This window comes from Nocardioides mangrovi, from assembly GCF_020073815.1.
In the GTDB taxonomy this organism is placed as follows: domain Bacteria; phylum Actinomycetota; class Actinomycetes; order Propionibacteriales; family Nocardioidaceae; genus Nocardioides; species Nocardioides mangrovi.
The window spans coordinates 263,434-284,361 of record NZ_JAIQZJ010000006.1; the positions used below are offsets into that span (position 1 = coordinate 263,434).

The 20,928-nt window shown below is 71.6% G+C and carries 20 protein-coding genes and 1 riboswitch; of the genes, 17 read left to right on the plus strand and 3 right to left on the minus strand.

From position 1 onward, the window contains the following. Positions 1-37: 37 nt before the first annotated feature. The 4 genes from K8U61_RS12175 to K8U61_RS12190 are packed head-to-tail and all read left to right on the plus strand — an operon-like array spanning position 38 to position 3,851. Positions 38-1,678, plus strand: a complete 1,641-nt coding sequence (locus K8U61_RS12175; protein WP_224123294.1) for an acyl-CoA synthetase — start codon at positions 38-40, stop codon at positions 1,676-1,678. Further along, complete coding sequence (locus K8U61_RS12180; RefSeq protein WP_224123295.1) at positions 1,678-2,784, plus strand: NAD(P)H-dependent flavin oxidoreductase; 1,107 nt, start codon at positions 1,678-1,680, stop codon at positions 2,782-2,784. Before K8U61_RS12175 ends, K8U61_RS12180 begins: the two co-directional genes overlap by 1 nt. Positions 2,785-2,830: 46 nt before the next feature. Continuing rightward, a complete protein-coding gene (locus K8U61_RS12185; RefSeq protein WP_224123296.1) occupies positions 2,831-2,968 on the plus strand; it encodes a hypothetical protein in 138 nt (45 codons plus the stop codon). A 28-nt stretch (positions 2,969-2,996) separates the two neighbouring features. After that, the gene (locus tag K8U61_RS12190; protein ID WP_224123297.1) at positions 2,997-3,851 is read left to right on the plus strand and encodes an NAD(P)-dependent oxidoreductase; all 855 of its coding nucleotides are present in this window, start codon (positions 2,997-2,999) and stop codon (positions 3,849-3,851) included. Positions 3,852-3,893: 42 nt separating this feature from the next. Here the strand turns inward: K8U61_RS12190 and K8U61_RS25475 are convergent, their stop codons facing one another. The 3 genes from K8U61_RS25475 to K8U61_RS12205 all read right to left on the minus strand — a co-directional run bounded on the left by K8U61_RS25475 (position 3,894) and on the right by K8U61_RS12205 (position 7,896). Next, the gene (locus K8U61_RS25475) at positions 3,894-4,943 is read right to left on the minus strand and encodes an NAD(P)H-dependent amine dehydrogenase family protein (RefSeq protein ID WP_224123298.1); all 1,050 of its coding nucleotides are present in this window, start codon (positions 4,941-4,943) and stop codon (positions 3,894-3,896) included. A gap of 113 nt (positions 4,944-5,056) precedes the next feature. Next, entirely contained in the window at positions 5,057-6,307 is a 1,251-nt protein-coding gene (locus tag K8U61_RS12200; protein ID WP_224123362.1) for a DUF1501 domain-containing protein, read from the minus strand. A gap of 5 nt (positions 6,308-6,312) precedes the next feature. Further along, positions 6,313-7,896: a DUF1800 domain-containing protein gene (locus K8U61_RS12205; RefSeq protein ID WP_224123299.1), complete on the minus strand. Its 1,584-nt coding sequence runs from the start codon at positions 7,894-7,896 to the stop codon at positions 6,313-6,315. A gap of 213 nt (positions 7,897-8,109) precedes the next feature. Between K8U61_RS12205 and K8U61_RS12210 the strand changes: the two genes are divergently transcribed. The 13 genes from K8U61_RS12210 to K8U61_RS12270 all read left to right on the plus strand — a co-directional run bounded on the left by K8U61_RS12210 (position 8,110) and on the right by K8U61_RS12270 (position 20,882). Beyond that, the gene (locus K8U61_RS12210; RefSeq protein WP_224123300.1) at positions 8,110-9,489 is read left to right on the plus strand and encodes a hemolysin family protein; all 1,380 of its coding nucleotides are present in this window, start codon (positions 8,110-8,112) and stop codon (positions 9,487-9,489) included. After that, complete coding sequence (locus K8U61_RS12215; RefSeq protein WP_224123301.1) at positions 9,486-10,553, plus strand: hemolysin family protein; 1,068 nt, start codon at positions 9,486-9,488, stop codon at positions 10,551-10,553. The genes K8U61_RS12210 and K8U61_RS12215 overlap by 4 nt, the downstream gene beginning before the upstream one ends. Positions 10,554-10,592: 39 nt before the next feature. Then, positions 10,593-11,192: a cardiolipin synthase ClsA gene (gene clsA, locus K8U61_RS12220; RefSeq protein WP_224123302.1), complete on the plus strand. Its 600-nt coding sequence runs from the start codon at positions 10,593-10,595 to the stop codon at positions 11,190-11,192. Further along, positions 11,185-12,036: a DUF881 domain-containing protein gene (locus K8U61_RS12225; protein WP_224123303.1), complete on the plus strand. Its 852-nt coding sequence runs from the start codon at positions 11,185-11,187 to the stop codon at positions 12,034-12,036. The genes clsA and K8U61_RS12225 overlap by 8 nt, the downstream gene beginning before the upstream one ends. Continuing rightward, on the plus strand, positions 12,033-12,365 hold the full coding sequence (locus K8U61_RS12230) for a small basic family protein (RefSeq protein WP_224123304.1): 333 nt from the start codon (positions 12,033-12,035) through the stop codon (positions 12,363-12,365). Before K8U61_RS12225 ends, K8U61_RS12230 begins: the two co-directional genes overlap by 4 nt. A gap of 5 nt (positions 12,366-12,370) precedes the next feature. Continuing rightward, positions 12,371-13,102, plus strand: a complete 732-nt coding sequence (locus K8U61_RS12235) for a DUF881 domain-containing protein (protein ID WP_224123305.1) — start codon at positions 12,371-12,373, stop codon at positions 13,100-13,102. Between the two features lie 41 nt (positions 13,103-13,143). Further along, on the plus strand, positions 13,144-13,530 hold the full coding sequence (gcvH, locus tag K8U61_RS12240) for a glycine cleavage system protein GcvH (RefSeq protein WP_372454241.1): 387 nt from the start codon (positions 13,144-13,146) through the stop codon (positions 13,528-13,530). Positions 13,531-13,645: 115 nt separating this feature from the next. Beyond that, complete coding sequence (locus tag K8U61_RS12245) at positions 13,646-14,179, plus strand: zinc-ribbon and FHA domain-containing protein (protein ID WP_224123306.1); 534 nt, start codon at positions 13,646-13,648, stop codon at positions 14,177-14,179. Positions 14,180-14,186: 7 nt separating this feature from the next. After that, the gene (gene ftsR / locus K8U61_RS12250; RefSeq protein WP_224123307.1) at positions 14,187-14,933 is read left to right on the plus strand and encodes a transcriptional regulator FtsR; all 747 of its coding nucleotides are present in this window, start codon (positions 14,187-14,189) and stop codon (positions 14,931-14,933) included. A gap of 52 nt (positions 14,934-14,985) precedes the next feature. Then, entirely contained in the window at positions 14,986-15,453 is a 468-nt protein-coding gene (locus K8U61_RS12255; protein ID WP_224123308.1) for a bifunctional nuclease family protein, read from the plus strand. 305 nt (positions 15,454-15,758) lie between these two features. Next, positions 15,759-16,358, plus strand: coding sequence for a MerR family transcriptional regulator (locus K8U61_RS12260; RefSeq protein ID WP_372454242.1), 600 nt, complete (start codon positions 15,759-15,761; stop codon positions 16,356-16,358). A 127-nt stretch (positions 16,359-16,485) separates the two neighbouring features. Further along, positions 16,486-16,594: riboswitch (glycine riboswitch) on the plus strand. A 74-nt stretch (positions 16,595-16,668) separates the two neighbouring features. Continuing rightward, the gene (gene gcvP / locus K8U61_RS12265) at positions 16,669-19,539 is read left to right on the plus strand and encodes an aminomethyl-transferring glycine dehydrogenase (RefSeq protein WP_224123309.1); all 2,871 of its coding nucleotides are present in this window, start codon (positions 16,669-16,671) and stop codon (positions 19,537-19,539) included. After that, positions 19,536-20,882 (plus strand): serine hydrolase domain-containing protein, encoded by a 1,347-nt coding sequence (locus tag K8U61_RS12270; RefSeq protein ID WP_224123310.1) that lies wholly within the window; start codon positions 19,536-19,538, stop codon positions 20,880-20,882. Before gcvP ends, K8U61_RS12270 begins: the two co-directional genes overlap by 4 nt. Positions 20,883-20,928: the final 46 nt, after the last annotated feature.

Here is a 20,928-nt window from a genome sequence, read left to right on the forward strand (position 1 = left end):
GCTAGCCACAAACGAGAACGTGTTCTAGTCTCTCGGCGTGGCTCACAACATCGCAGATCTCTTCGAACACGCCGTGGACGCAGCCCCCGACGTACGGGCGGTGAAGGTCGGTGACCAGGAGCGGACGCTCGGTCAGCTGGAGGTCGAGTCGAACAAGCTCGCCCACTACCTCCAGTCGCAGGGCATCGGCCCGGGCGACCACGTCGCGATCTACTCCAAGAACTCCCTGGAGTTCGTGGTCGGCATCCTGGCGATCGCCAAGATCCGCGCGGTGAACATCAATGTGAACTACCGGTACGTCGAGGCCGAGCTCGACTACCTCTTCGACAACGCCGACGTGAAGGCGCTGCTCGTCGAGCGCACGTACGCGCCCCTCGTGGCCGCCTGCTACCCCAAGCACGAGAAGCTCCAGCACGTCGTGGTGATGCCCGACTCCGTGGAGCCCGACGACGCCTCCGACATCTCGTCCTTCGACGGGGTCCTGTGGGCCGACGCGATGGCCGGCCAGAGCGCCGAGCGCGACTTCGGCGAACGCAGCCCCGACGACCTCTACATCATCTACACCGGCGGCACGACCGGCTTCCCCAAGGGCGTGATGTGGCGCCAGGAGGACTTCTGGCGGGTGCTGTGCGGCGGCATCGACTTCATGAGCGGCGTGCCGCTCGAGGAGTACGACCAGTCCAAGCAGGCCGACCAGCCGGGCCGGCTGATCACCTTCCCGCTGACGCCGCTCATGCACGGCGCGGCCCAGGCGAGCCTGTTGATGCACCTCTTCGCCGGGCAGCTGACGATCCTCGAGCCGCGCTTCGACCCGCAGCGCACCTGGGAGATCCTCGAGCGCGAGAAGGTGATGCTGACCTTCTTCACCGGCGACGCGATCGCCCGCCCGCTCATCGAGGAGTTCGAGCGCAAGGCCGCCACGGGCGCGCCGTACGACGGCTCGAACCTGTTCGCGATCTCCAGCAGCGGGGCGCTCTTCAGCCCCGCGATCAAGGAGCGCTGGATGGCGGCCTTCCCGAACGCGATCTTCACCGACTCGATCGGCGCCTCCGAGACCGGCTTCCAGGGCACCGGCGTCCAGGACGCGAAGTCGATGGGCAACGACGGGCCGATCTGCTCGCTCGGCCCCCACATGGTGGTGCTCGACGAGGACAACCAGCCGATCGACGTGGCCACGAACGTCGGCAAGATCGGCCGGCTCGGCCGCGGCGGACACGTTCCGGTCGGCTACTACAAGGACGAGGCCAAGTCGGCGGCGACCTTCCTGGTCGTCAACGGCGAGCGCTACTCGGTGCCGGGCGACTTCGCCCGGATCGAGGAGGACAACAAGGTCACCATGCTCGGCCGCGGCTCCAACTGCGTGAACACCGGCGGCGAGAAGGTCTTCCCCGAGGAGGTGGAGATGGCGATCAAGCGCCATCCGGCCGTCTACGACTCGCTGGTCGTCGGCATCCCCGACGAGCGCTACGGCCAGGCGGTCGCCGCGGTCGTCGAGCTGCGCGAGGGGGAGAGCGTCGAGCTCGACGAGCTGCGCGAGTTCCTGCGGGCGCACCTGTCCGGCTACAAGCTGCCGCGGTCGCTGACCGTGGTCGACCGGATCCCGCGCAACGCCACCGGCAAGGCGCAGTACGCCCAGGCTCGCGACGCGGCCCTCGCCTCGAGCGGGGTGAACGCCTGATGCGTACGGCGCTCTGCGACGAGTTCGGCATCGACTACCCGATCTTCGCCTTCACCCCCTCCGAGCACGTCGCCGCAGCGGTGTCGCGGGCCGGCGGCCTCGGGGTGCTCGGCTGCGTGCGGTTCAACGAGACCGAGGAGCTCGAGAAGACGCTCTCGTGGCTCGACGACAACACCGACGGCAAGCCGTACGGCGTCGACATCGTGATGCCGATGAAGGTGCCGGAGGAGGTCAAGGGTCTCGACGTGTCGTCGATGATCCCCGAGGAGCACAAGAAGTTCGTCGACGAGACGTTGCTCAAGCTCGGCGTCCCCCCGCTCCCGGAGGGCGAGGGCCGCGAGGGCGTGCTCGGCTGGCTGCACTCGGTCGCCCGCTCCCACCTCGACGTCGCCCTCCAGCACCGACCCGTGCTGATCGCCAACGCGCTCGGCTCCCCGCCGGTCGACGTCATCGAGAAGTGCCACGAGCACGGGGTCAAGGTCGCGGCGCTCGCAGGCGCGGCCAAGCACGCGCTGTCGCACGTGCGGAACGGCGTCGACATCATCGTCGCCCAGGGCTACGAGGCCGGCGGCCACACCGGAGAGGTCGCCAGCATGGTGCTCCAGCCGGACATCGTGGACGCGGTCGGCCCCGACGTACCCGTGCTCGGTGCCGGCGGCATCGGCTCCGGCCGGCAGATCGCGGCATCGCTGGCGCTCGGCTCGCAGGGCGTGTGGACCGGGTCGATCTGGCTCGGCACCGAGGAGTACCGCGGGATGGGCGCCAACAGCCAGGCCTGGGAGACCGCCTTCACCCGCGCCACGTCGAGCGACACCGTCCGGACCCGGATCTACACCGGCAAGCCGGCCCGCCTGCTGAAGACGAAGTGGACCGAGGCCTGGAACGAGGAGGGCGCGCCGAGCCCCCTCCCGATGCCGCTGCAGAACCTGCTCGTCGCCGACGCCCACAACCGGATCAGCGCCGCGAACGACCCCGACGTCATCTCGATGCCGATCGGTCAGATCGTCGGTCGGATGAACGACGTCCGACCGGTCGCGGACGTCATCGCCTCGCTGGTCGAGGAGTTCGACGAGGCCGTCGGCCGGCTCGACTCGATCCGCACGTGAGCTGAGTGCCGCTCAGGTCGCGCCGTACGGCGCCGATCTGGGTGGCATGAAGTCGGTGCTGCACGCGATCGCGACGTTCACGGTGATCACCGTGGCCGTGCTGCTCGTCATGGGGCAGCTCGCCAAGCTCGACAACGAGATCCAGCGGATCATCGACCGGCCGGCCTCGACCGCCGAGCGGTGACCGTGGGGCTCCTCCGTACGGTGGGGCCATGACCTCTCGACCGACCGTCGCCCTGCTCGGCACCGGCACGATGGGCGCCGGCATGGCGCGCAACATCGCCGCCGCCGGCCTGCCCCTGCGCGTCTGGAACCGCACCCCGTCCCGCGCCGCCGCGTTGTCCGACGTCGCCACGGTGGCCGACGACGCCGCCTCGGCCGTCGACGGCGCCGACGTCGTGGTGACGATGCTGTACGACGGACCGTCGGTCGAGGCGACGATGGCCGAGGTGCACGACGCCGTGGCGTCCGGCGCCGTATGGGTGCAGGCCGCGACCGTCGGCGTGGCCGCCACCGCGCGGCTGATCGCGTTGGCCGAGGAGTGGGGGATCACCTTCGTCGACGCCCCGGTGCTCGGCACGAAGAAGCCCGCCGAGGACGGCACCCTCGTGGTGCTCGCCTCCGGCCCCGACTCCGCCCAGTCAGTGGTGGCGCCGGTCTTCGAGGCCGTCGGCAGCCGGACCATCTGGGTGGGGGAGGCCGGCGCCGGCACCCGGCTGAAGCTGGTCGCCAACGGCTGGGTCTTCACGGTGCTCGAGGGCGTCGCCGACTCGCTCGCCCTGGCGCGTGACCTCGGCCTCGACCCCCGGCTCTTCCTCGAGGCCGTCTCGGGCGGCGCGATGGACGCGCCTTACGTGCAGCTCAAGGGGAACGCGATGCTCGAGGACGCCCTGGAGCCGTCGTTCGCTCTCTCCGGCGCGCTCAAGGACGCCGACCTGATCCTCGAGGCCGCCGCGTCGGTCGGGACCGACCTCGCGCTGCTGCCCGGCGCCCGCGAGCACCTCGCCCGCGCCGTCGAGGCCGGCCACGGCGACCTCGACATGGCGGCCACCTGGAAGGCGCACTGAGCGCGCCCCGCCGCCCCCGCGGGCGTGGGGGTCGGCGCGGGGTCAGCGCAGGTCGGGGTGCGCCCGGCCGGCGATGAGCGGCAGGTCGAGGTAGGTCTTGATGCCGGGGTCGGCGGCGACGACGTACGGGATCGAGTTGACGCAGTGGAAGGCCGTGGCGGTGACGCCGGGGTTGCGCTCGAGGCCCTCCTCGACGGTGTCGGGCTGCCAGCCCTTGATCGTGACGAAGCAGCTGGGGTCGCCCTGGACCTCGACCTCGAAGCGCTCGCCCTGCGGGCCGAACTCCCAGGCCGGGTCGAGGTGCTCCTCGCCCATCAGCCAGTTGACCGCGATCTTCACCACGCAGGTCTCGCCGACGAACGCCTCCCAGATGAAGCGCTGACCCGCGACGTGGCCGGGCTCGATGATGCCGATGGGCGTCTCGATGGGCCTGGTCGCGACGGCGACCTCCTGCGACGTCCGCACCTCGGGGTCGGCGGCGAAGCCGAGCGCGTCGACGCACATCCGGACCGACTGGATGAAGCCGCCGGAGAGCAGCCCGAGCATCGGGCCGCCCATGGCCTCCTCGGGCTTGCCGCCGAACATCATGATGTGGCGGACGACGTCCGGGGCGTTGTAGGTCCGGATGTCGCTGAACTCCTCACCGCGCACGAAGGTCACCGCCGACGACAGCGCGGAGAACATCAGCGGGTGCAGCTCGGTGATGCCGCCCGGGTTGATGCCGGTGCCGTGCAGGGTGACCCCGGCCTCGGCGCACGCGGCCGCCAGGGGAGCGCCGTCCTTCTCGCCGGGGTAGAACCAGCCGACCGGGGTGACGACGTTCTTGCCCGACCGCAGGATCGCGGCGACCTCCTCCCGGTCAGGGATCAGCGGCGCGTAGACGACGGCGTCCGCCTCCAGGGCGAGCACCTCCTCCTTGCTGCTGGAGGCCAGCACCCCGATCGGCTCGGTGCCGAGGATCTCGCCGACGTCCACGCCGTTCTTCGAGTCCGAGTGCACCCAGCACCCGACGAGCTCGAGGTCGGGGTGGAGCAGGATTCCTTCGATCGCGGCCCGGCCCACTCCGCCGGTCGCCCACTGGATCACGCGCACGGCGTCACTGTGGCAACTAGAACGTGTTCTTGTCTACGGGTCGGCGCTTCCGGGAGTTTCATCGGCCGGCCGATGAAACTCTCGCCGGGACGACGAAGCTCCCGCGACCGACCTCAGAGCGACGACATGACCCCGACCGACTCGGGGGAGAAGCCGGGGAAGACGGCGGCGGTGGAGGCGCCGAATCGCGACGAGACGACCTCGGAGAGCACGCTGCGGTAGTCGGTGGTGACCATGACGTCGGAGTCGAGGTCCTCGCTCAGCCCCTGCCACTGGCCGTAGTAGGTGCCGCCCTTGACGCCGGCGCCGGCCAGGAACATCACGTTGCCGTAGCCGTGGTCGAGGCCCTGGCTGGCGTTCTCGACGGTACGACGCCCGAACTCGCTGATCGTGACCAGCGTGACCTTCGAGCGCTGGGCGCCGAGGTCGTCGAAGAAGGCCGCGAGCGAGGTCGCCAGGTCGCGGGCGTTGCGGTTCATCCAGCCGCCGTCGGCGGTGCCCATGCCGGAGTGCATGTCCCAGTCGCCCTGGTCGACGGTGACCACCTCGACGCCGACGTCGCCGCGGATCACGCGGGCGACCTCGGCGAGCGCACGGCCGAGGTCGGTGTCGGGGTAGTCGTCGCTGTGGTCGGCGGCGTCCTTGACCGGCGCGAAGTCGTCGAGCGCGCCGAACATCGAGCGCATGGCGGTGCCGAGCGGGCCCGACTGGCCGTCCCACAGCGTGTGCAGCGAGGAGCGGCGCCCCTTGGTGACGTCCCACTTGTCGTCGCCGGGGATCTCCACCGAGTCCACGCTGCCGGCCGACATCACCGGCTGCACGCCGTACAGGGAGGTCGGGACGACGCCGCCGGCCGCGTTGAAGCCCTGGAGCGGCGAGGTCGAGGCGTCGGTGCCGATCAGCCGGTTGAGCCAGCCGCTGCGGATCGTCGAGCCCGGGTCGGCGTCCTCGACCTCCTCCATCGCGGAGAAGTGCGAGCGGTTGGGCGCCGGCAGGCCGGTCGCGTGGACGGCGGCGAGGGTGCCGGCGTTCCAGAGCGGGACCAGCGGCTCGAGCTCGGGGTGCAGGCCGAACAATCCGTCCTTGGCCAGCAGCCGGTCGGAGGGTACGGCGATGCTGGGGCGCGCGTCGTAGTAGACGGGGTCGCCGTGGGGGACGACGAGCGAGAGCCCGTCGGCCGCACCCCGCAGCGACAGCACGACCAGCACCGACGACGCGGGCGTCACGGCCGCGGCGGACGTCGTGATCGCGGCCGAGCCGATGATCGTGGTCGCACCGGCGAGCGCGACGGCGCCGGAGAAGAGGCCTCGTCGCGAGACGGCGGCGAACTCGGGGCAGCAGGGCTGGCGCAGCGGGGACGTCATGGGGCTCACCGGGTCAGGAAGTCGGGGGAGTCGAGGAAGGTCGTCATCAGGCGGTACCAGTTCCAGCGCACCAGGCCGTGGTCCTTGGTGATCTTGTCGTGCGGCTGCACGTCGACCGCCTCGCAGCAGGCCTGCAGCAGCCGCGCGGTCGACCGCCGGTGCAGGACCACCTGCGAGAGGTGGTCGACGAGCAGGTCGAAGCGGATGCCGTAGTGCGGCATCCACCAGCCGACGGAGCGGTACGTCGCGCCGGTGCTCGGCCACCAGCCCCCCGCCAGGTTGACGTGGATCGACATCGACGAGAGCACCCGCGACGGCGACGCCCACGCGTCGTTGTCGATCGGCTGCCCGTCGGGACGGGGCCAGTCGAAGGGCTTGGTGCCGATGCCGTCGGCCTGCCAGAGGATCTGGTTGGCGGCGTACCCGTCACCGGCGTCGCCCTGCGGCGGCTTGCTGATCCGCACGTTCAGGGCGCGGTACGCCGCGACGACGTCCTCGCCGGGGTCGCGGACCTTGGCGCCGGTCGCCTGCGCGAACTCCGCCGAGCGGACCAGCGCCCGCAGCACCGGCCGGATCTCGGTGTCGTGGTCGAGGTAGACCTGCGCGAGCCGCTCGACGAGTGCGTCGGACGGGTCGTCGCTGACGAACTTCACCGCGAGCTTGCGCGCGACCCGGCGGGCCGTCGCCGGGTGGTGGGCGAGGTAGGTGAGGTAGGCGGCCGTGACGGCGCGGCCGTCGGTGTCGGCGTTGTCGTCGGTGAAGTCGATCACCCGGACCGGCCCGGTCCAGTGCCACTTCTTACGGTAGACCGGGTCGAACGTGGTCCACATGTCCGCGCTCCAGCCGGTCAGGATGCGCGCGGAGCTCTTCACGTCGTCCTCGTCGTACTCCCCGCGCCCGACCGTGTGCAGCTCGAGCAGCTCGCGGCCGAGGTTCTCGTTGGGGTGGTCGGCCGAGGAGCTGACGTTGTCGAGGTTGATCAGCATCGCGGGATGCGTGATGACGGCGTGGAGCAGGTCGTCGAAGCGGCCCAGTGCGCCGGCACGGATGGTGTCGCCGTACTGCGTGCGCCAGAACCACGCGGAGTCGTTGTACGCCGGGACGTTGAAGTGGTTCTCCCAGAGCTCGGTGACGATCTCCAGGACCTGGCGCTTGGACTGGATGCGCCGCAGCAGCACCCACCGCTGGTAGTCGGCCATCACCTCCCAGCCGCCCTCGACCGAGTTGCGCTGCCGGTCCCAGATCTGGGTCGCGGTGCGGGAGAGACCCGACCACCACGACCGGAGCCCGTCGGCCTTGTGGTCGTCGATGGAGCCGGGGTGGAGCTGGTCCTCGAACCACTTCAGCGCGCCGCCGGCCTTGCGGACGTCGGCGGCCAGCGCGGGAGTCACGCCGTAGGAGAAGCGGCCGACGAGGTGGCGCGCCTTGGCACTGAGCAGGGGAGCGCCGCCGCGGTAGTGGGCGGGCCGGTACGTCGCGGCGCGTCCGGCCGTGGCGGCCGACGCGGACGAGGCGACGGCGACCGCCGAGACGGCGCCGATGCCTCCGACGATGGCGCGTCGCGACGCGCGCGTGGTGCGGTCCTGCATCCCCAAGATCTCCCGAGTGGTCGTGGCGAAGTGACAGGCTACGACGAGACGAGCCCCGCAGGGGCCATTACGGAATCCTCGTCCGTGGAGCCTCGCCGGTAGAGTGCCTGCGAACCGCCCCCGCACCCAGTGAGGACTCGACGCACCGCCCATGGACGGCTCCCAAAGTCCCCAGCTCTCCCCGCAGCACCCTGATCGCGGAGGAGAGCCCCGATGACCGCCTGGCTGCTGCTCGTCGCAGCCCTGCTCCTGATCCTCGCCTGTGGCGTCTTCGTCGCCGCCGAGTTCTCCTTCGTGACCGTCGACCGCAGCAAGGTCGAGCAGGCCGCCGCCGCCGGTGACGCCGGCGCCCGGGGGCTCCAGCAGGCGCTCCGCACGCTGTCGACCCAGCTCTCCGGCGCGCAGGTCGGCATCACGATCACCAACCTGGCCATCGGCTACCTCGCCGAGCCGGCGATCGCCGACCTCATCGACGACCCGCTCGAGGCGCTCGGCGTCCCGAGCGGCGCGGTCACGCCGATCGCGGTCGGCGTCGGGCTCGGCCTCGGCACCGTGCTGACGATGATCTTCGGCGAGCTCGTGCCCAAGAACCTCGCGCTCGCCAAGCCGATGGAGACCGCCCGCGCCACGCAGCGGTTCCAGCGCACCTTCACCGCGATCATGCGCGGCCCGATCCGGGTCCTCAACGGCTCCGCCAACGCCGTCGTACGTCGCCTCGGCGTCGAGCCGCAGGAAGAGCTGCGCTCCGCGCGCAGCTCGACCGAGCTCGCGTCCCTGGTCCAGCGCTCGGCCGACCTCGGCACCCTCGACGTCGAGACCGCCGAGCTCATGGAGCGGTCGGTCGAGTTCGGCACCCGCACCGCCGGCGAGATCATGACGCCCCGGGTGCGCAGCACCAGCCTGGACGCCAACGACCGGGCCGTGGCCGTGATCGAGCGCACCCGCGAGACCGGGCACTCCCGCTTCCCGGTGCTCGACGCCGAGGAGAACGTCGTCGGCACCATCCACGTCAAGCACGCCGTCGCCCTGCCGGTCGGCGAGCGCGCCACGACCCGGGTCAAGCACCTGATGGCCAAGCCGATCGTGGTGCCCGACTCGCTGCGTCTCGACCCGCTGCTCGCGCTGCTGCGCGAGGACGGCTTCCAGATGGCGGTGGTCATGGACGAGTACGGCGGGTTCGCCGGCATCGTCACCCTCGAGGACGTCGTGGAGGAGATCGTCGGTGACATCTCCGACGAGCACGACCGGCTCAGCACCAACGCGCGGCTGCTCCGCGACGGCACCTGGTCGGTGTCCGGCCTGCTGCGCCCCGACGAGGTCGAGGACCTGACGGGGATCGAGCTGCCGGACCACGAGGACTACGACACCGTCGCCGGCCTGGTCCTCCAGGTGCTGGGCCGGGTGCCCGGCGTCGGCGACCTGGCCGAGGTGCCGGTGCCCGACCGCTCCGACCCCGAGGAGCCGCGCGAGCGGCTCGCGGTGCTCACCGTCGAGCGGATGGACGGCCTGCGCATCGACCGGTTGCGACTCCGGTTGCTGGACGGGCCGGCGGACCCGTCTACGGAGGGGCCTGCGGACGGGGGTGCGGCATGAGCAGCGGAACCGCGGTCGTGGTGGCCGTCCTCCTGCTCCTCGGCAACGCCTTCTTCGTCGGGGCCGAGTTCGCGCTCGTCTCGGCGCGGCGTACCCAGCTGGAGCCGAAGGCCGAGGCCGGCTCCCGGATGGCGCGCACGACGATCACCGCGATGGAGAACATCTCCCTGGTCATCGGCGTCAACCAGCTCGGCATCACGGTCTGCTCGCTGGTGCTCGGCGCCGTGGGCGAGCCGGCGGTCGCCCACCTGGTCGAGCCGCTGCTGCACGCCGCGCACGTGCCCGAGGGGCTGCTGCACCCGATCTCGTTCGTCATCGCGCTCGCGGTCGTGGTCTACCTGCACGTCGTGCTCGGCGAGATGATCCCGAAGAACATCGCGCTCGCCGGTCCCGACCGGGCCGCGCTGGTCCTCGGGCCGCCGATCTGGGGCATCGTCACGGTGCTCCGGCCGATCGTGGTGGTGATCAACTGGGTGGCCTCGGGCTTCCTCCGGCTGCTCGGCGCGCGGCTGACCGACGAGGTCAGCTCGACGTTCACCCGCGAGGAGGTCGCGGCGCTCGTCGAGGAGTCCCGCGGGGAGGGCCTGCTCGAGGACGACGAGTACGGCCGGCTGGCCGGCGCGCTCGGCTTCACGGAGAAGACGGTCGGCACCGTGATCATGCCCACCGACACGCTGACCATCGTCCGCCGCGGCTCGACGGTCGCCGAGGTCGAGGACCTCTGCGCGGCGACCGGCTTCAGCCGCTTCCCGGTCGTGAACGACGACGGAGACCTGATCGGCTACCTCCACATCAAGGACGTGCTCGAGCTCGACGAGCACCGCCGGCTGCGCCCGGTCGAGGACAAGTGGATCCGCCCGTTCGCGCCGATCGCCCCCGACGAGGCGCTGCACGACGCCCTCGAGACGCTCCAGCGCCGCGGCGCGCACCTGGGCCAGGTGATGGCTCCGGACGGGACGGTCAGCGGCCTGGTGACCCTCGAGGACGTGATCGAGGAGCTGGTCGGCGAGATCCGCGACGCCGCCCACCTCGAGGAGTCGGGCGGAGGTCAACCCGTCCTCTAAGGTGTGCTCGGCAGGAGGACCCAGGAGAAGCAGGACCAGGTGGCAGACGACGTTGCGGGCAACCGGGTGTGGACCCTCCCCAACCTGCTGAGCGTGCTGCGACTGGCCGGCGTGCCGGTGTTCCTGTGGCTCGTCCTCGGCCCCGAGGCCGACGGCTGGGCGCTCGCGCTGCTCGCCGTCTCCGGAGTCACCGACTTCCTCGACGGCTACCTCGCCCGCCGCCTCGGCCAGACCTCGGTGATCGGCCAGGTCCTCGACCCCGTCGCCGACCGGCTCTACATCCTCGCCGTCGTCGTCGGGCTCGCCCTGCGCGACGTGATCCCGTGGTGGGTGGCCGTCTCGCTGCCCCTGCGCGACCTGCTGCTGTGGGGCCTCGTGCCGCTGCTGCGCAGCCGCGGCTACAGCGCGCTGCCGGTCCACTTCCTCGGCAAGGCCGCGACGTTCAACTTGCTCTACGCCTTCCCGCTGCTGCTCCTCGGCGACGGCGACGGCGCCGTCGCCACCCTGGCCGACGTCTTCGGCTGGGCGTTCGCGATCTGGGGCATCGGGCTCTACTGGTGGGCCGGCGTGCTCTACGCCTGGCAGGTCCGCACGCTGCTGCGCACCACCGAGCGACGGACGGCGGACCACGATGCCTGACCTCCTCGACCGCACGACGCCGCTGCTCACGCGGATCACCCAGGAGTCCCTGGACGGGGACTACCAGCACGTCGCGGACCGGCGGGCGGCCGCCGGTGACGGCCGGCCCTCGTCGCGCCGCAACCGGCTCACCGCGTCCATCGTCGTCGGCGCCTTCGGCCTGCTCGTCGCGGTCGCGGCGGTGCAGACCGACGAGCAGTCCGGGGTCACCAGCGCGAGCCGGGCCAGCCTGATCGACCAGATCAACGACCAGCGCGACCGGCTCGCCGACCTACAGGCGCGGACCGTCTCCCTCCGCGAGCTCAACATCGGTCTCCAGGACGACTTCGACGAGACGAATGACAAGGCGACCGCCGCCGAGGCGCGCGCCCAGCGGCTTGCGGCGCAGACCGGCTTCGCCGCGGTCACCGGCCCGGGGATCGTCATCACGGTCGACGACGCGCCCGACGGCGAGGCGGTGCGCGACTCCGACCTTTCGCTCCTCGTCGACGGCCTCTGGAACGCCGGCGCCGAGGCGATCTCCATCAACGGCAAGCGCCTCACGGCTCGCTCTGCGCTGCGCAACTCCGGCCCGGCGATCAACCTCAACGGGCCGCCGCCGCTGTCCCCGCCGTACGTCGTCTCGGCGATCGGCAACAAGGACACGCTCCAGGCCGACCTGCTCGACACCGACAGCGGGCTGGCGTTCACCTCGCTGGCCGAGTCCTTCGGCTTCCCGGTGAGCATGGACAATGAGGACGAGCTGACCCTGCCTGCTGCCGCTCCGCGGATGTTGCGCCTGCCGACCATCGAGGCCGCCAGGGACGCCCAGAGCGACAAGAACCGGAAGGAGACCACGGAGTGATCGCCGCCCTCGGGCTGCTGGCCGGGATCGTGCTCGGCGTCGTGTTCAAGCCCGACGTCCCGCTCGGTCTCGAGCCCTACCTGCCGATCGCCGTCGTCGCCGCGCTCGACGCCGTCTTCGGCGCGCTACGCGCCTACCTCGACGGGATCTTCGACGACAAGGTCTTCGTCGTCTCGTTCGTCAGCAACGTCGTCATCGCCGCCGCGATCGTCTACCTCGGCGACCAGCTCGGCGTCGGCGGGCAGCTCTCGACCGGCGTCATCGTCGTCCTCGGCATCCGGATCTTCTCCAACGTCGCCGCCATCCGGAGGCACCTCTTCCATGCGTGAGTGCCATGCCTGATCCCGACACCGGTCGCGACCGCCTCCGCGCCGCGCTGGTGCGTCCGAGCCGCGGTCAGGTGATCGTCGCCGTCCTGCTCGCGGCGCTGGGCTTCGCGGCCGTCACGCAGGTGCGCTTCACCAACGTCGACAACACGTACGCGGGCCTGCGCGAGCAGGACCTCATCGACGTCCTCAACGGCCTCGCGGTCAACACCCAGCGCGCCGACTCCGAGATCGCGCGGCTCCAGCGGACCCGCAACGACCTGCTGTCGAGCACCGGCGCGCGCGACGCCGCGCTCGCGCAGGCGCAGAAGGACGCCGAGACCTACTCGATCATGGCCGGGCTCGTGCCGGTCACCGGTCCGGGCATCCGGATCACCATCACCGAGGGCGACGGCATCGTCGACGCGGACAGCGTGGTCGACATGATCCAGGAGCTGCGCACCGCGGGCGCGGAGGCCATCCAGTTCAACGGCCAGGCCCGGGTGACCGCCTCGACCGCGTTCGACGACACCGTCGGCGGCATCACCGTCGACGGGCAGACGATCACCTCGCCGTACGTCGTCGACGTGATCGGCGACCCCGGCACCCTCCACGGCGCCGTCGACTTCCCGAACGGTCCGCGTGACCAGTTCGAGGACGAGGGGGCGACCGTGACCGTCGACGAGCTGGGCTCGCTCGACATCGAGAGCGTCGCGAAGCCGCAGCGGTCCGAGTACGCCCAACCCGCCACCGGGCAGTAGCCTCACGGCTGGACCGGTCCATCCCCCCAAGAGGAGTCAGCGTGTACCCCGACGACCTGAAGTACACCACCGAGCACGAGTGGGTCCGTCAGCCCGGCGAGCACGAGGGATCGGTCCGGATCGGCATCACCGACTACGCCCAGGACGCGCTCGGCGACATCGTCTACGTCTCGCTGCCCGAGGTCGGCGACACGGTCGAGGCCGGCGGCACCTGTGGCGAGCTCGAGTCGACGAAGTCCGTGAGCGACGTCTACGCCCCGATCAGCGGCGAGGTCGTGGCCCGCAACGACACCCTCGACGCGACCCCCGAGCTGGTCAACAGCGACCCCTACGGCGGCGGCTGGCTCTTCGAGGTGGTCCCGTCCGACGCCGGTGCGTACGACGCGCTGCTCGACGCCGCGTCGTACCAGGCCACCCTCGACGCCTGAGCCCGGCCGAGCCTCGCGAGTCCGCCTTGAACGGCGGTCTCGGGCTGATAGGTTCGGTGCAACCATCACCCTCAAGCCCGCGTTGAGGGTTGGCCCCGATCCGAAGGACTGACCGATGCCGTTCTGCACATCGTGTGGCACGCAGAACCCCGACGACGCCCGCTTCTGCTCGCAGTGCGGCAGCCGCCTGGTGGCCCCTACGCCGCCGCCCGTCGCCGGCCTCGGCGAGGGTGCGGGGGAGTCGACGGCGACGATCGCGATCGGCGGCGCCGACAAGCTCCAGGACTCCGGCCAGCAGCTCAACCCGGTCGACGCGGCCGCGGTCGACGCGCTGCCGCCCGGGCACGCCCTCCTCGTCGTCCAGCGGGGCCCGGGATCGGGCAGCCGCTTCCTGCTCGACGCCGACGTGGTGAGCGCCGGCCGCCACCCCGACAGCGAGATCTTCCTCGACGACGTGACCGTCTCGCGCCGGCACGCGGAGTTCCACCGCACCACGGACGGCTTCACCGTCAGCGACGTCGGCAGCCTCAACGGCACCTACGTCAACCGCGACCGGATCGACCGCGTCCAGCTCAACGACGGCGACGAGGTCCAGATCGGCAAGTACCGCCTCGTGTTCTTCTCCGGCCACCCGGGCAGCGCCGGGTGACCGTGGCATGACCACCGGAGCGGGCGCCAGCGCCGCCGCGTCCTCGCGCGGGCGGATGAACATCGGCGAGGTCCTCGACCGGCTGCGCCCGGACTTCCCGGGGATCACCATCCCCAAGATCCGCTTCCTCGAGGACAAGGGGCTGATCAAGCCCGAGCGGACGCCCGCGGGCTACCGGAAGTTCTCGACCGACGACGTCGAGCGGCTGCGCTACGTGCTGCGCATGCAGCGCGACCACTACCTGCCGCTCAAGGTGATCGGCGAGCACCTCGACGCGATCGACCGCGGGCTCGAGCCGCCGCCGATCGACCCGGTCGTCCCCACGGTGCCGAAGGTCGCGCTGGCGGCCGACGGACTGCCCAGCGCCGACTCGTTCCGTCGTACCGACCAGCTGCGGCTCTCGCGGCGCGAGCTGGTGAAGATCGCGGAGATCTCCGAGGAGCTCCTCGACCAGCTCCAGCAGTTCGGGCTGATCACGCCGCGGCCCGGCACCGGCCACTACGACACCGACGCCCTGGTCGTCGCGACGACCGCGCGCGAGCTCGCCGACTACGGATTCGAGCCGCGGCACCTGCGGGCGTTCAAGACCGCCGCCGACCGGGAGGTCGGGCTGGTCGAGCAGGTCGTCGCTCCGCACAAGCGCGGCCACGACCCGGCCGCGCGGGCCCGCGCCGAGGAGACGGTCAGCGAGATCGCCGCCCTGTCGGTGCGGCTGCACGCGACGCTCGTGAAGTCCGGGCTGCGGTCCTCCTGACCGTCCTGCGGGCCGGCTGGTCCGTCGTACCGCCCGGAGTAGGGTGGGTGGCGTGCGCGAGGTAGACGTCATGGGAGTCCGGGTCGAGATGCCCTCGAACCAGCCGATCGTGCTGCTGCGCGAGGTCACGGGGGACCGCTACCTGCCGATCTGGATCGGCGCGGTCGAGGCCACCGCCATCGCCTTCGCCCAGCAGGGCGTGGTGCCGCCACGGCCACTGACCCACGACCTCATGAAGGACGTCCTCGAGGCCACCGGCAACGAGCTGTCCGAGGTCCGGATCACCGAGGTCAAGGACGGCGTCTTCTTCGCGACCCTCGTCTTCGGCTCCGGTGTCGAGGTGAGCGCCCGCCCGTCGGACTCGATCGCCCTCGCACTGCGCACCGGCACCCGCATCGTGTGCTCCGAGGAGGTCCTCGACGAGGCCGGCCTCGCTGTCCCCGCCGAGCAGGAGGACGAGGTCGAGAAGTTCCGCGAGTTCCTCGACCATGTCACCCCCGAGGACTTCGACGCCCACTAGGCGCACCGATCGCACGCGCCTCGCTTCGTTGTCGTCGCTCGACGACCCGCTCCGCTCGAAGGTCGCCTTCGCTCCTCCGCCTTGCGAGGCACGCACGCTCGGCACTGGACGCGGCGTGAGGGGTAAGCCTCAGGTAGAGGTTGAGGGTTGCGACACGCCGCCGGCATCTTTGACGGGCCCGGATGCGCGGCCTACCTTGAACTGTCTCTGTTGTAACTCCACCGCTGTGGTGCCCGGTTGTGACCCGGGCCGACCGGCACCTTCCCCGGGGGTTACGCTCAACGGAGTAGCCCACGGAGGACCGTGTGAACGAGAACGAGAAGCAGCACGACGACGTCGAGGTCGTCCTGGCTGCCCAGGCGGCCGAGGAGCAGGGTCTCCTGTTCACCGACGACGTCTCCCCGCTGCCCAGTGACACCGGCTACCGCGGTCCGACCGCGTGCAACGCCGCCGGCATCACCTACCGCCAGCTCGACTACTGGGCCCGCACCGGCCTGATCGAGCCGACCGTCCGTGGCGCCAAGGGCTCCGGCTCGCAGCGGCTCTACTCGTTCCAGGACATCCTGCTGCTCAAGGTCGTCAAGCGCCTGCTGGACGCCGGCATCTCGCTGCAGCAGATCCGTACGGCGGTCCAGCACCTCCGCGACCGCGGCACCGACGACCTGACTCGCGTCACGCTGATGAGCGACGGCGTCTCGGTCTACGAGTGCACCAGCAACGACGAGATCATCGACCTGCTGCAGGGCGGTCAGGGCGTGTTCGGCATCGCCATCGGCGGTGTCTGGCAGGAGATCGAGGGCACCCTCGCCGAGCTGCCCAGTGAGCGCACCGCCGACGACGCCACCGCCGAGCCGAGCCCGGGGGACGAGCTCGCCGCTCGCCGCGCGGCCCGCAACGCCGGCTGAGGGTTTCGAGACGGTTGCAGAGCAACCTCCTCGGCCACCGTCGAGAGCTTCTCGTCGGCCCGTCGCCCCCAGGGCGGCGGGCCGACGTCGTGTTTCGCGCGCCGCCCGGTAGATTGGGGTCCGCTGACAATCCCGCACGGGAGAGTCTTCGCCGGGGCCGGACTGGGGCTGCGGCGGAGCGCCGAAGGGGCAATTCCTCCCCGGAACCTCTCAGGCGCCCGGACCGTGCGGACCAGGCAACTCTGGAGCCACGACGACGTGACGACAGAGGGGGAGGCACCCGGACGACCTGATTCGAGGAGCCCCCCAGATGGCTGACGGCCACGCCCTTCCCGAGCTCGACCACGCCCTGCCCTTCGTCGACCGCCACATCGGTCTGCGCGAGGCCGACATCGCCACGATGCTGGAGCGGCTCGGCTTCGACACCCTCGACGCGCTGATGGACGCCGCCGTGCCCGGCGCGATCCGCGCGATGGAGCAGCTCGACCTGCCCACGCCGCTGACCGAGGAGGCGACGGCCCGCGAGCTGCGCCGGCTGGCCCGGGCCAACCGTCCCGGCGAGGCGATGATCGGCCTCGGCTACCACGCGACCCTCACCCCGGCCGTGATCCGCCGCAACGTGCTCGAGGACCCGAGCTGGTACACCGCCTACACGCCGTACCAGCCCGAGATCTCCCAGGGCCGTCTCGAGGCGCTGCTCAACTTCCAGACCATGGTCGGCGACCTCACCGGCCTGCCGACCGCCAACGCGTCGCTGCTCGACGAGGGCACGGCCGTGGCCGAGGCGATGACGCTCGTACGCCGCGCCAACCGAAAGGCCACCGGCCCCTTCGTGGTCGACGCCGACGCGCTGCCGCAGACCATCGACGTCGTCCGCACCCGCGCCGAGGGGATGGGCATCGACGTCGTCGTCGCCGACCTGACCGACGGGCTGCCCGAGGGGCCGCTGTGCGGCGTCGTGGTGCAGTACCCGGGGGCGTCCGGTCAGGTGACCGACCCCCGCCGGGTCATCGAGCAGGCGCACGAGCGTGACGCGCTCGCCGTGGTCGCCGCCGACCTGCTCGCTCTCACCCTGCTCGAGGCGCCCGGTGCCCTGGGCGCCGACGTGGTCGTCGGCTCCAGCCAGCGCTTCGGCGTCCCGCTCTTCTACGGCGGCCCGCACGCCGGCTTCATGAGCGTCGCTGCCGGCCTCGAGCGCCACCTCCCGGGCCGCCTGGTGGGCGTCTCGGTCGACGCGGAGGGCCGCCCGGCCTACCGGCTCGCCCTGCAGACCCGCGAGCAGCACATCCGCCGTGACAAGGCGACGTCCAACATCTGCACCGCCCAGGTGCTGCTGGCCGTGGTGGCCTCGATGTACGCCGTCTACCACGGCCCCGAGGGCCTGCGCGGCATCGCGCGGAGCGCCCACGGGCTCGCCGCCCGGGCCGCGGCCTCGCTCCGCGCTGCCGGGTACGACGTGCCGACGACCGCCTTCTTCGACACCTTCACCGTCCACACGCCGGGCCGCGCGGCCGACATCGTGAAGGCCGCCCGCGACCAGGGCCTCCAGCTGCGGCTGGTCGATGCCGACACGGTCGGGCTGTCCTTCTCCGAGGCCAGCACGGCGAGCACGCTCCGCGCGATCCACACCGCGTTCGGCGTCACGCCGGCAGCGGTCGAGCCGGTCGACGCGCTCCCGGCCGCGCTGGCGCGCACCACGCCCTACCTCACCCACGAGGTCTTCCACGCCCATCGCAGCGAGACCCAGATGCTGCGCTACCTGCGCCAGCTCTCGGCGCGCGACTACGCCCTCGACCGCGGCATGATCCCGCTCGGCTCCTGCACGATGAAGCTCAACGCGACCACCGAGATGGAGCCGGTCTCGCTGCCGGGCTTCGCCGACCTGCACCCCTTCGCGCCCGCCGAGGAGGCGAGCGGCTACCGCGAGCTGGTCGGCGAGCTCGAGGGCTGGCTGGCCGAGGTGACCGGCTACGACCGGGTCTCGATCCAGCCCAACGCCGGCTCGCAGGGCGAGCTCGCGGGTCTGCTGGCGATCCGTGGCTACCACCGGGCCAACGGCCAGGGCGAGCGCGACGTCTGCCTCATCCCGTCCTCGGCCCACGGCACCAACGCGGCGTCCGCGGTGATGGCCGGCATGCGCGTGGTCGTGGTGAAGTCCGGCCCGAGCGGCGAGGTCGACCTCGACGACCTGCGCGCCCAGTGCGACGCCCACTCCGAGGACCTCGCGGCGATCATGGTGACCTACCCGTCGACGCACGGCGCCTACGAGGACACCATCACCGAGCTCTGCGAGGTCGTCCACGGCCACGGCGGCCAGGTGTACGTCGACGGCGCCAACCTCAACGCGCTGCTCGGCTACGCCAAGCCCGGCGAGTTCGGCGGCGACGTCTCGCACCTCAACCTGCACAAGACCTTCTGCATCCCGCACGGCGGCGGTGGTCCCGGCGTCGGCCCGGTCGCGGTGCGCGCCCACCTCGCGCCGTACCTGCCGTCCCACGCGATGCACCCCGACACCGACAAGCGTGAGGGGATCGGCCCGATCAGCGCCGCGCCGTACGGCTCGGCGGGCATCCTGCCGATCTCGTGGGCCTACATCCGGCTGATGGGCGCGGAGGGCCTGACCCGCGCGACGGCGGCGGCCGTGCTGTCGGCCAACTACGTCGCCGCCCGGCTCGGCGAGCACTACCCGGTGCTCTACCGCGGGCACGGTGGGCTGGTCGCCCACGAGTGCATCCTCGACCTGCGCGGCATCACCAAGGACACCGGCGTCAGCGTCGACGACGTCGCCAAGCGGCTCATCGACTACGGCTTCCACGCGCCGACCATGTCCTTCCCGGTCGCCGGCACGCTGATGGTCGAGCCGACCGAGTCTGAGGACCTCGCCGAGATCGACCGGTTCATCGACGCCATGATCGCGATCAAGGGCGAGATCGACCGGGTCGCGGCGGGGGAGTGGACCCCGGAGGAGTCCCCGCTGCGCGGCGCCCCGCACACCTCCCGCGCGCTGGTCGGCAAGTGGAAGCGGGCCTACACCCGCGAGGAGGCCGTCTTCCCGACCGGCATGACAGGACCGAATGGCGTGGCTGACAAGTACTGGCCGCCGGTCGCCCGCATCGACCAGGCGTACGGCGACCGCAACCTCGTCTGCGCGTGCCCGCCTCTGGAAGCATTCGCCGAGTGAACGACGCCATCCCTGTCTCCGACAGCACCGCCCGGCGCCTCCAGGCGCGGCTCGCCCACGCCCAGTCGACCGGCCGCCTCCCGTCGGTCACGGCCGGGCTGGTGCGCGACGGCGAGCCCGTGTGGCTCGGCTCGTACGGCGGACCGGCGGTGCCCGGCCACGACCCGCACGACGTGCAGTACCGCATCGGGTCGATCACCAAGACGATGACCGCCGTCGTCGTGCTCCAGCTGGTACGCGACGGCCGGATCGCCCTCGACGACCCGGCGTCGGTCGCGCTGGGCGAGGTCGGCTACGCCGACCGCACGCTGCGCCAGCTGCTGTCCCACGGCTCCGGCATGCAGTCGGAGCCGGTCGGGTCGTGGTGGGAGCGGTCGGCCGGCCTGTCCTTCGACGAGCTGGTCGCCGCCAACGACGGCAGCCGGGCCGTCTTCCGGCCCGGCGAGCGCTTCCACTACTCCAACCTGGGCTACGCGCTGCTGGGTGAGCTGGTCGCGCGGCTCCTCGGAACGACGTGGTGGGAGGCGGTCCGCGAGCGGGTGCTGACCCCGCTTGGCATGGCCCGCACGTCCTACCTCCCCGACGGCGCGGCCGCGCAGGGCCAGTCGGTGCACCCGTACGACGGCACGCTCGTCGCCGAGCCCGCGACCGACACCGGCGCGATGGCGCCGGCCGGCCAGGTCTGGGCGACCATCGAGGACCTCGCGCGCTACGCGGTCTTCCTCGGCCAGGGCCACCCCGACGTGCTGTCCGCCGACGAGCTGGCCCAGGCGTTCGCGCCGCAGGCCGGCAGCCCAGAGGACGGGCTGGGCGGAGCCCACGGGCTCGGCTTCCAGGTCATGGCCGGCGGCTCCGGCACCCTGGCCGGCCACACCGGCTCGATGCCCGGCTTCCTGGCGACCGTGCTGGTCGACATCAAGCGGCGCACCGGCGGCGTGGTGCTCGCCAACGCGACCACCGGCTACTCGCCGGCCCGGATCGTCATCGAGCTCCTCGACGAGCTCGAGCGATCGGAGCCGACGATCGCGGCGCCCTGGGTGCCGTCATCCGGCGTGCCGGCGGAGCTCGCTGGCGTCCCCGGTCTGTGGCACTGGGGCAACACCCCGGTGGTCTTCGCGATGGCGGGCACCGACCTCGTCGGGTCCCGCAACGGCGTCGAGGCCTACCGGTTCGCCGTGCGCGACGGCCGCGTCGTCGGGACCACCGGTTACCACGCCGGTGAGGAGCTCCACGCCGTACGCCGCGAGGACGGCTCGGTCGCCTGGCTCGACATCGCGACGTTCATCTACACGCGCGAGCCCTACGACCCCGAGGCGCCGATCCCCGGAGGTCACCCGGCCTGATGGGTGACTGCGGGATTCACCGGTGCACCGGTGAATCCCGCACTTC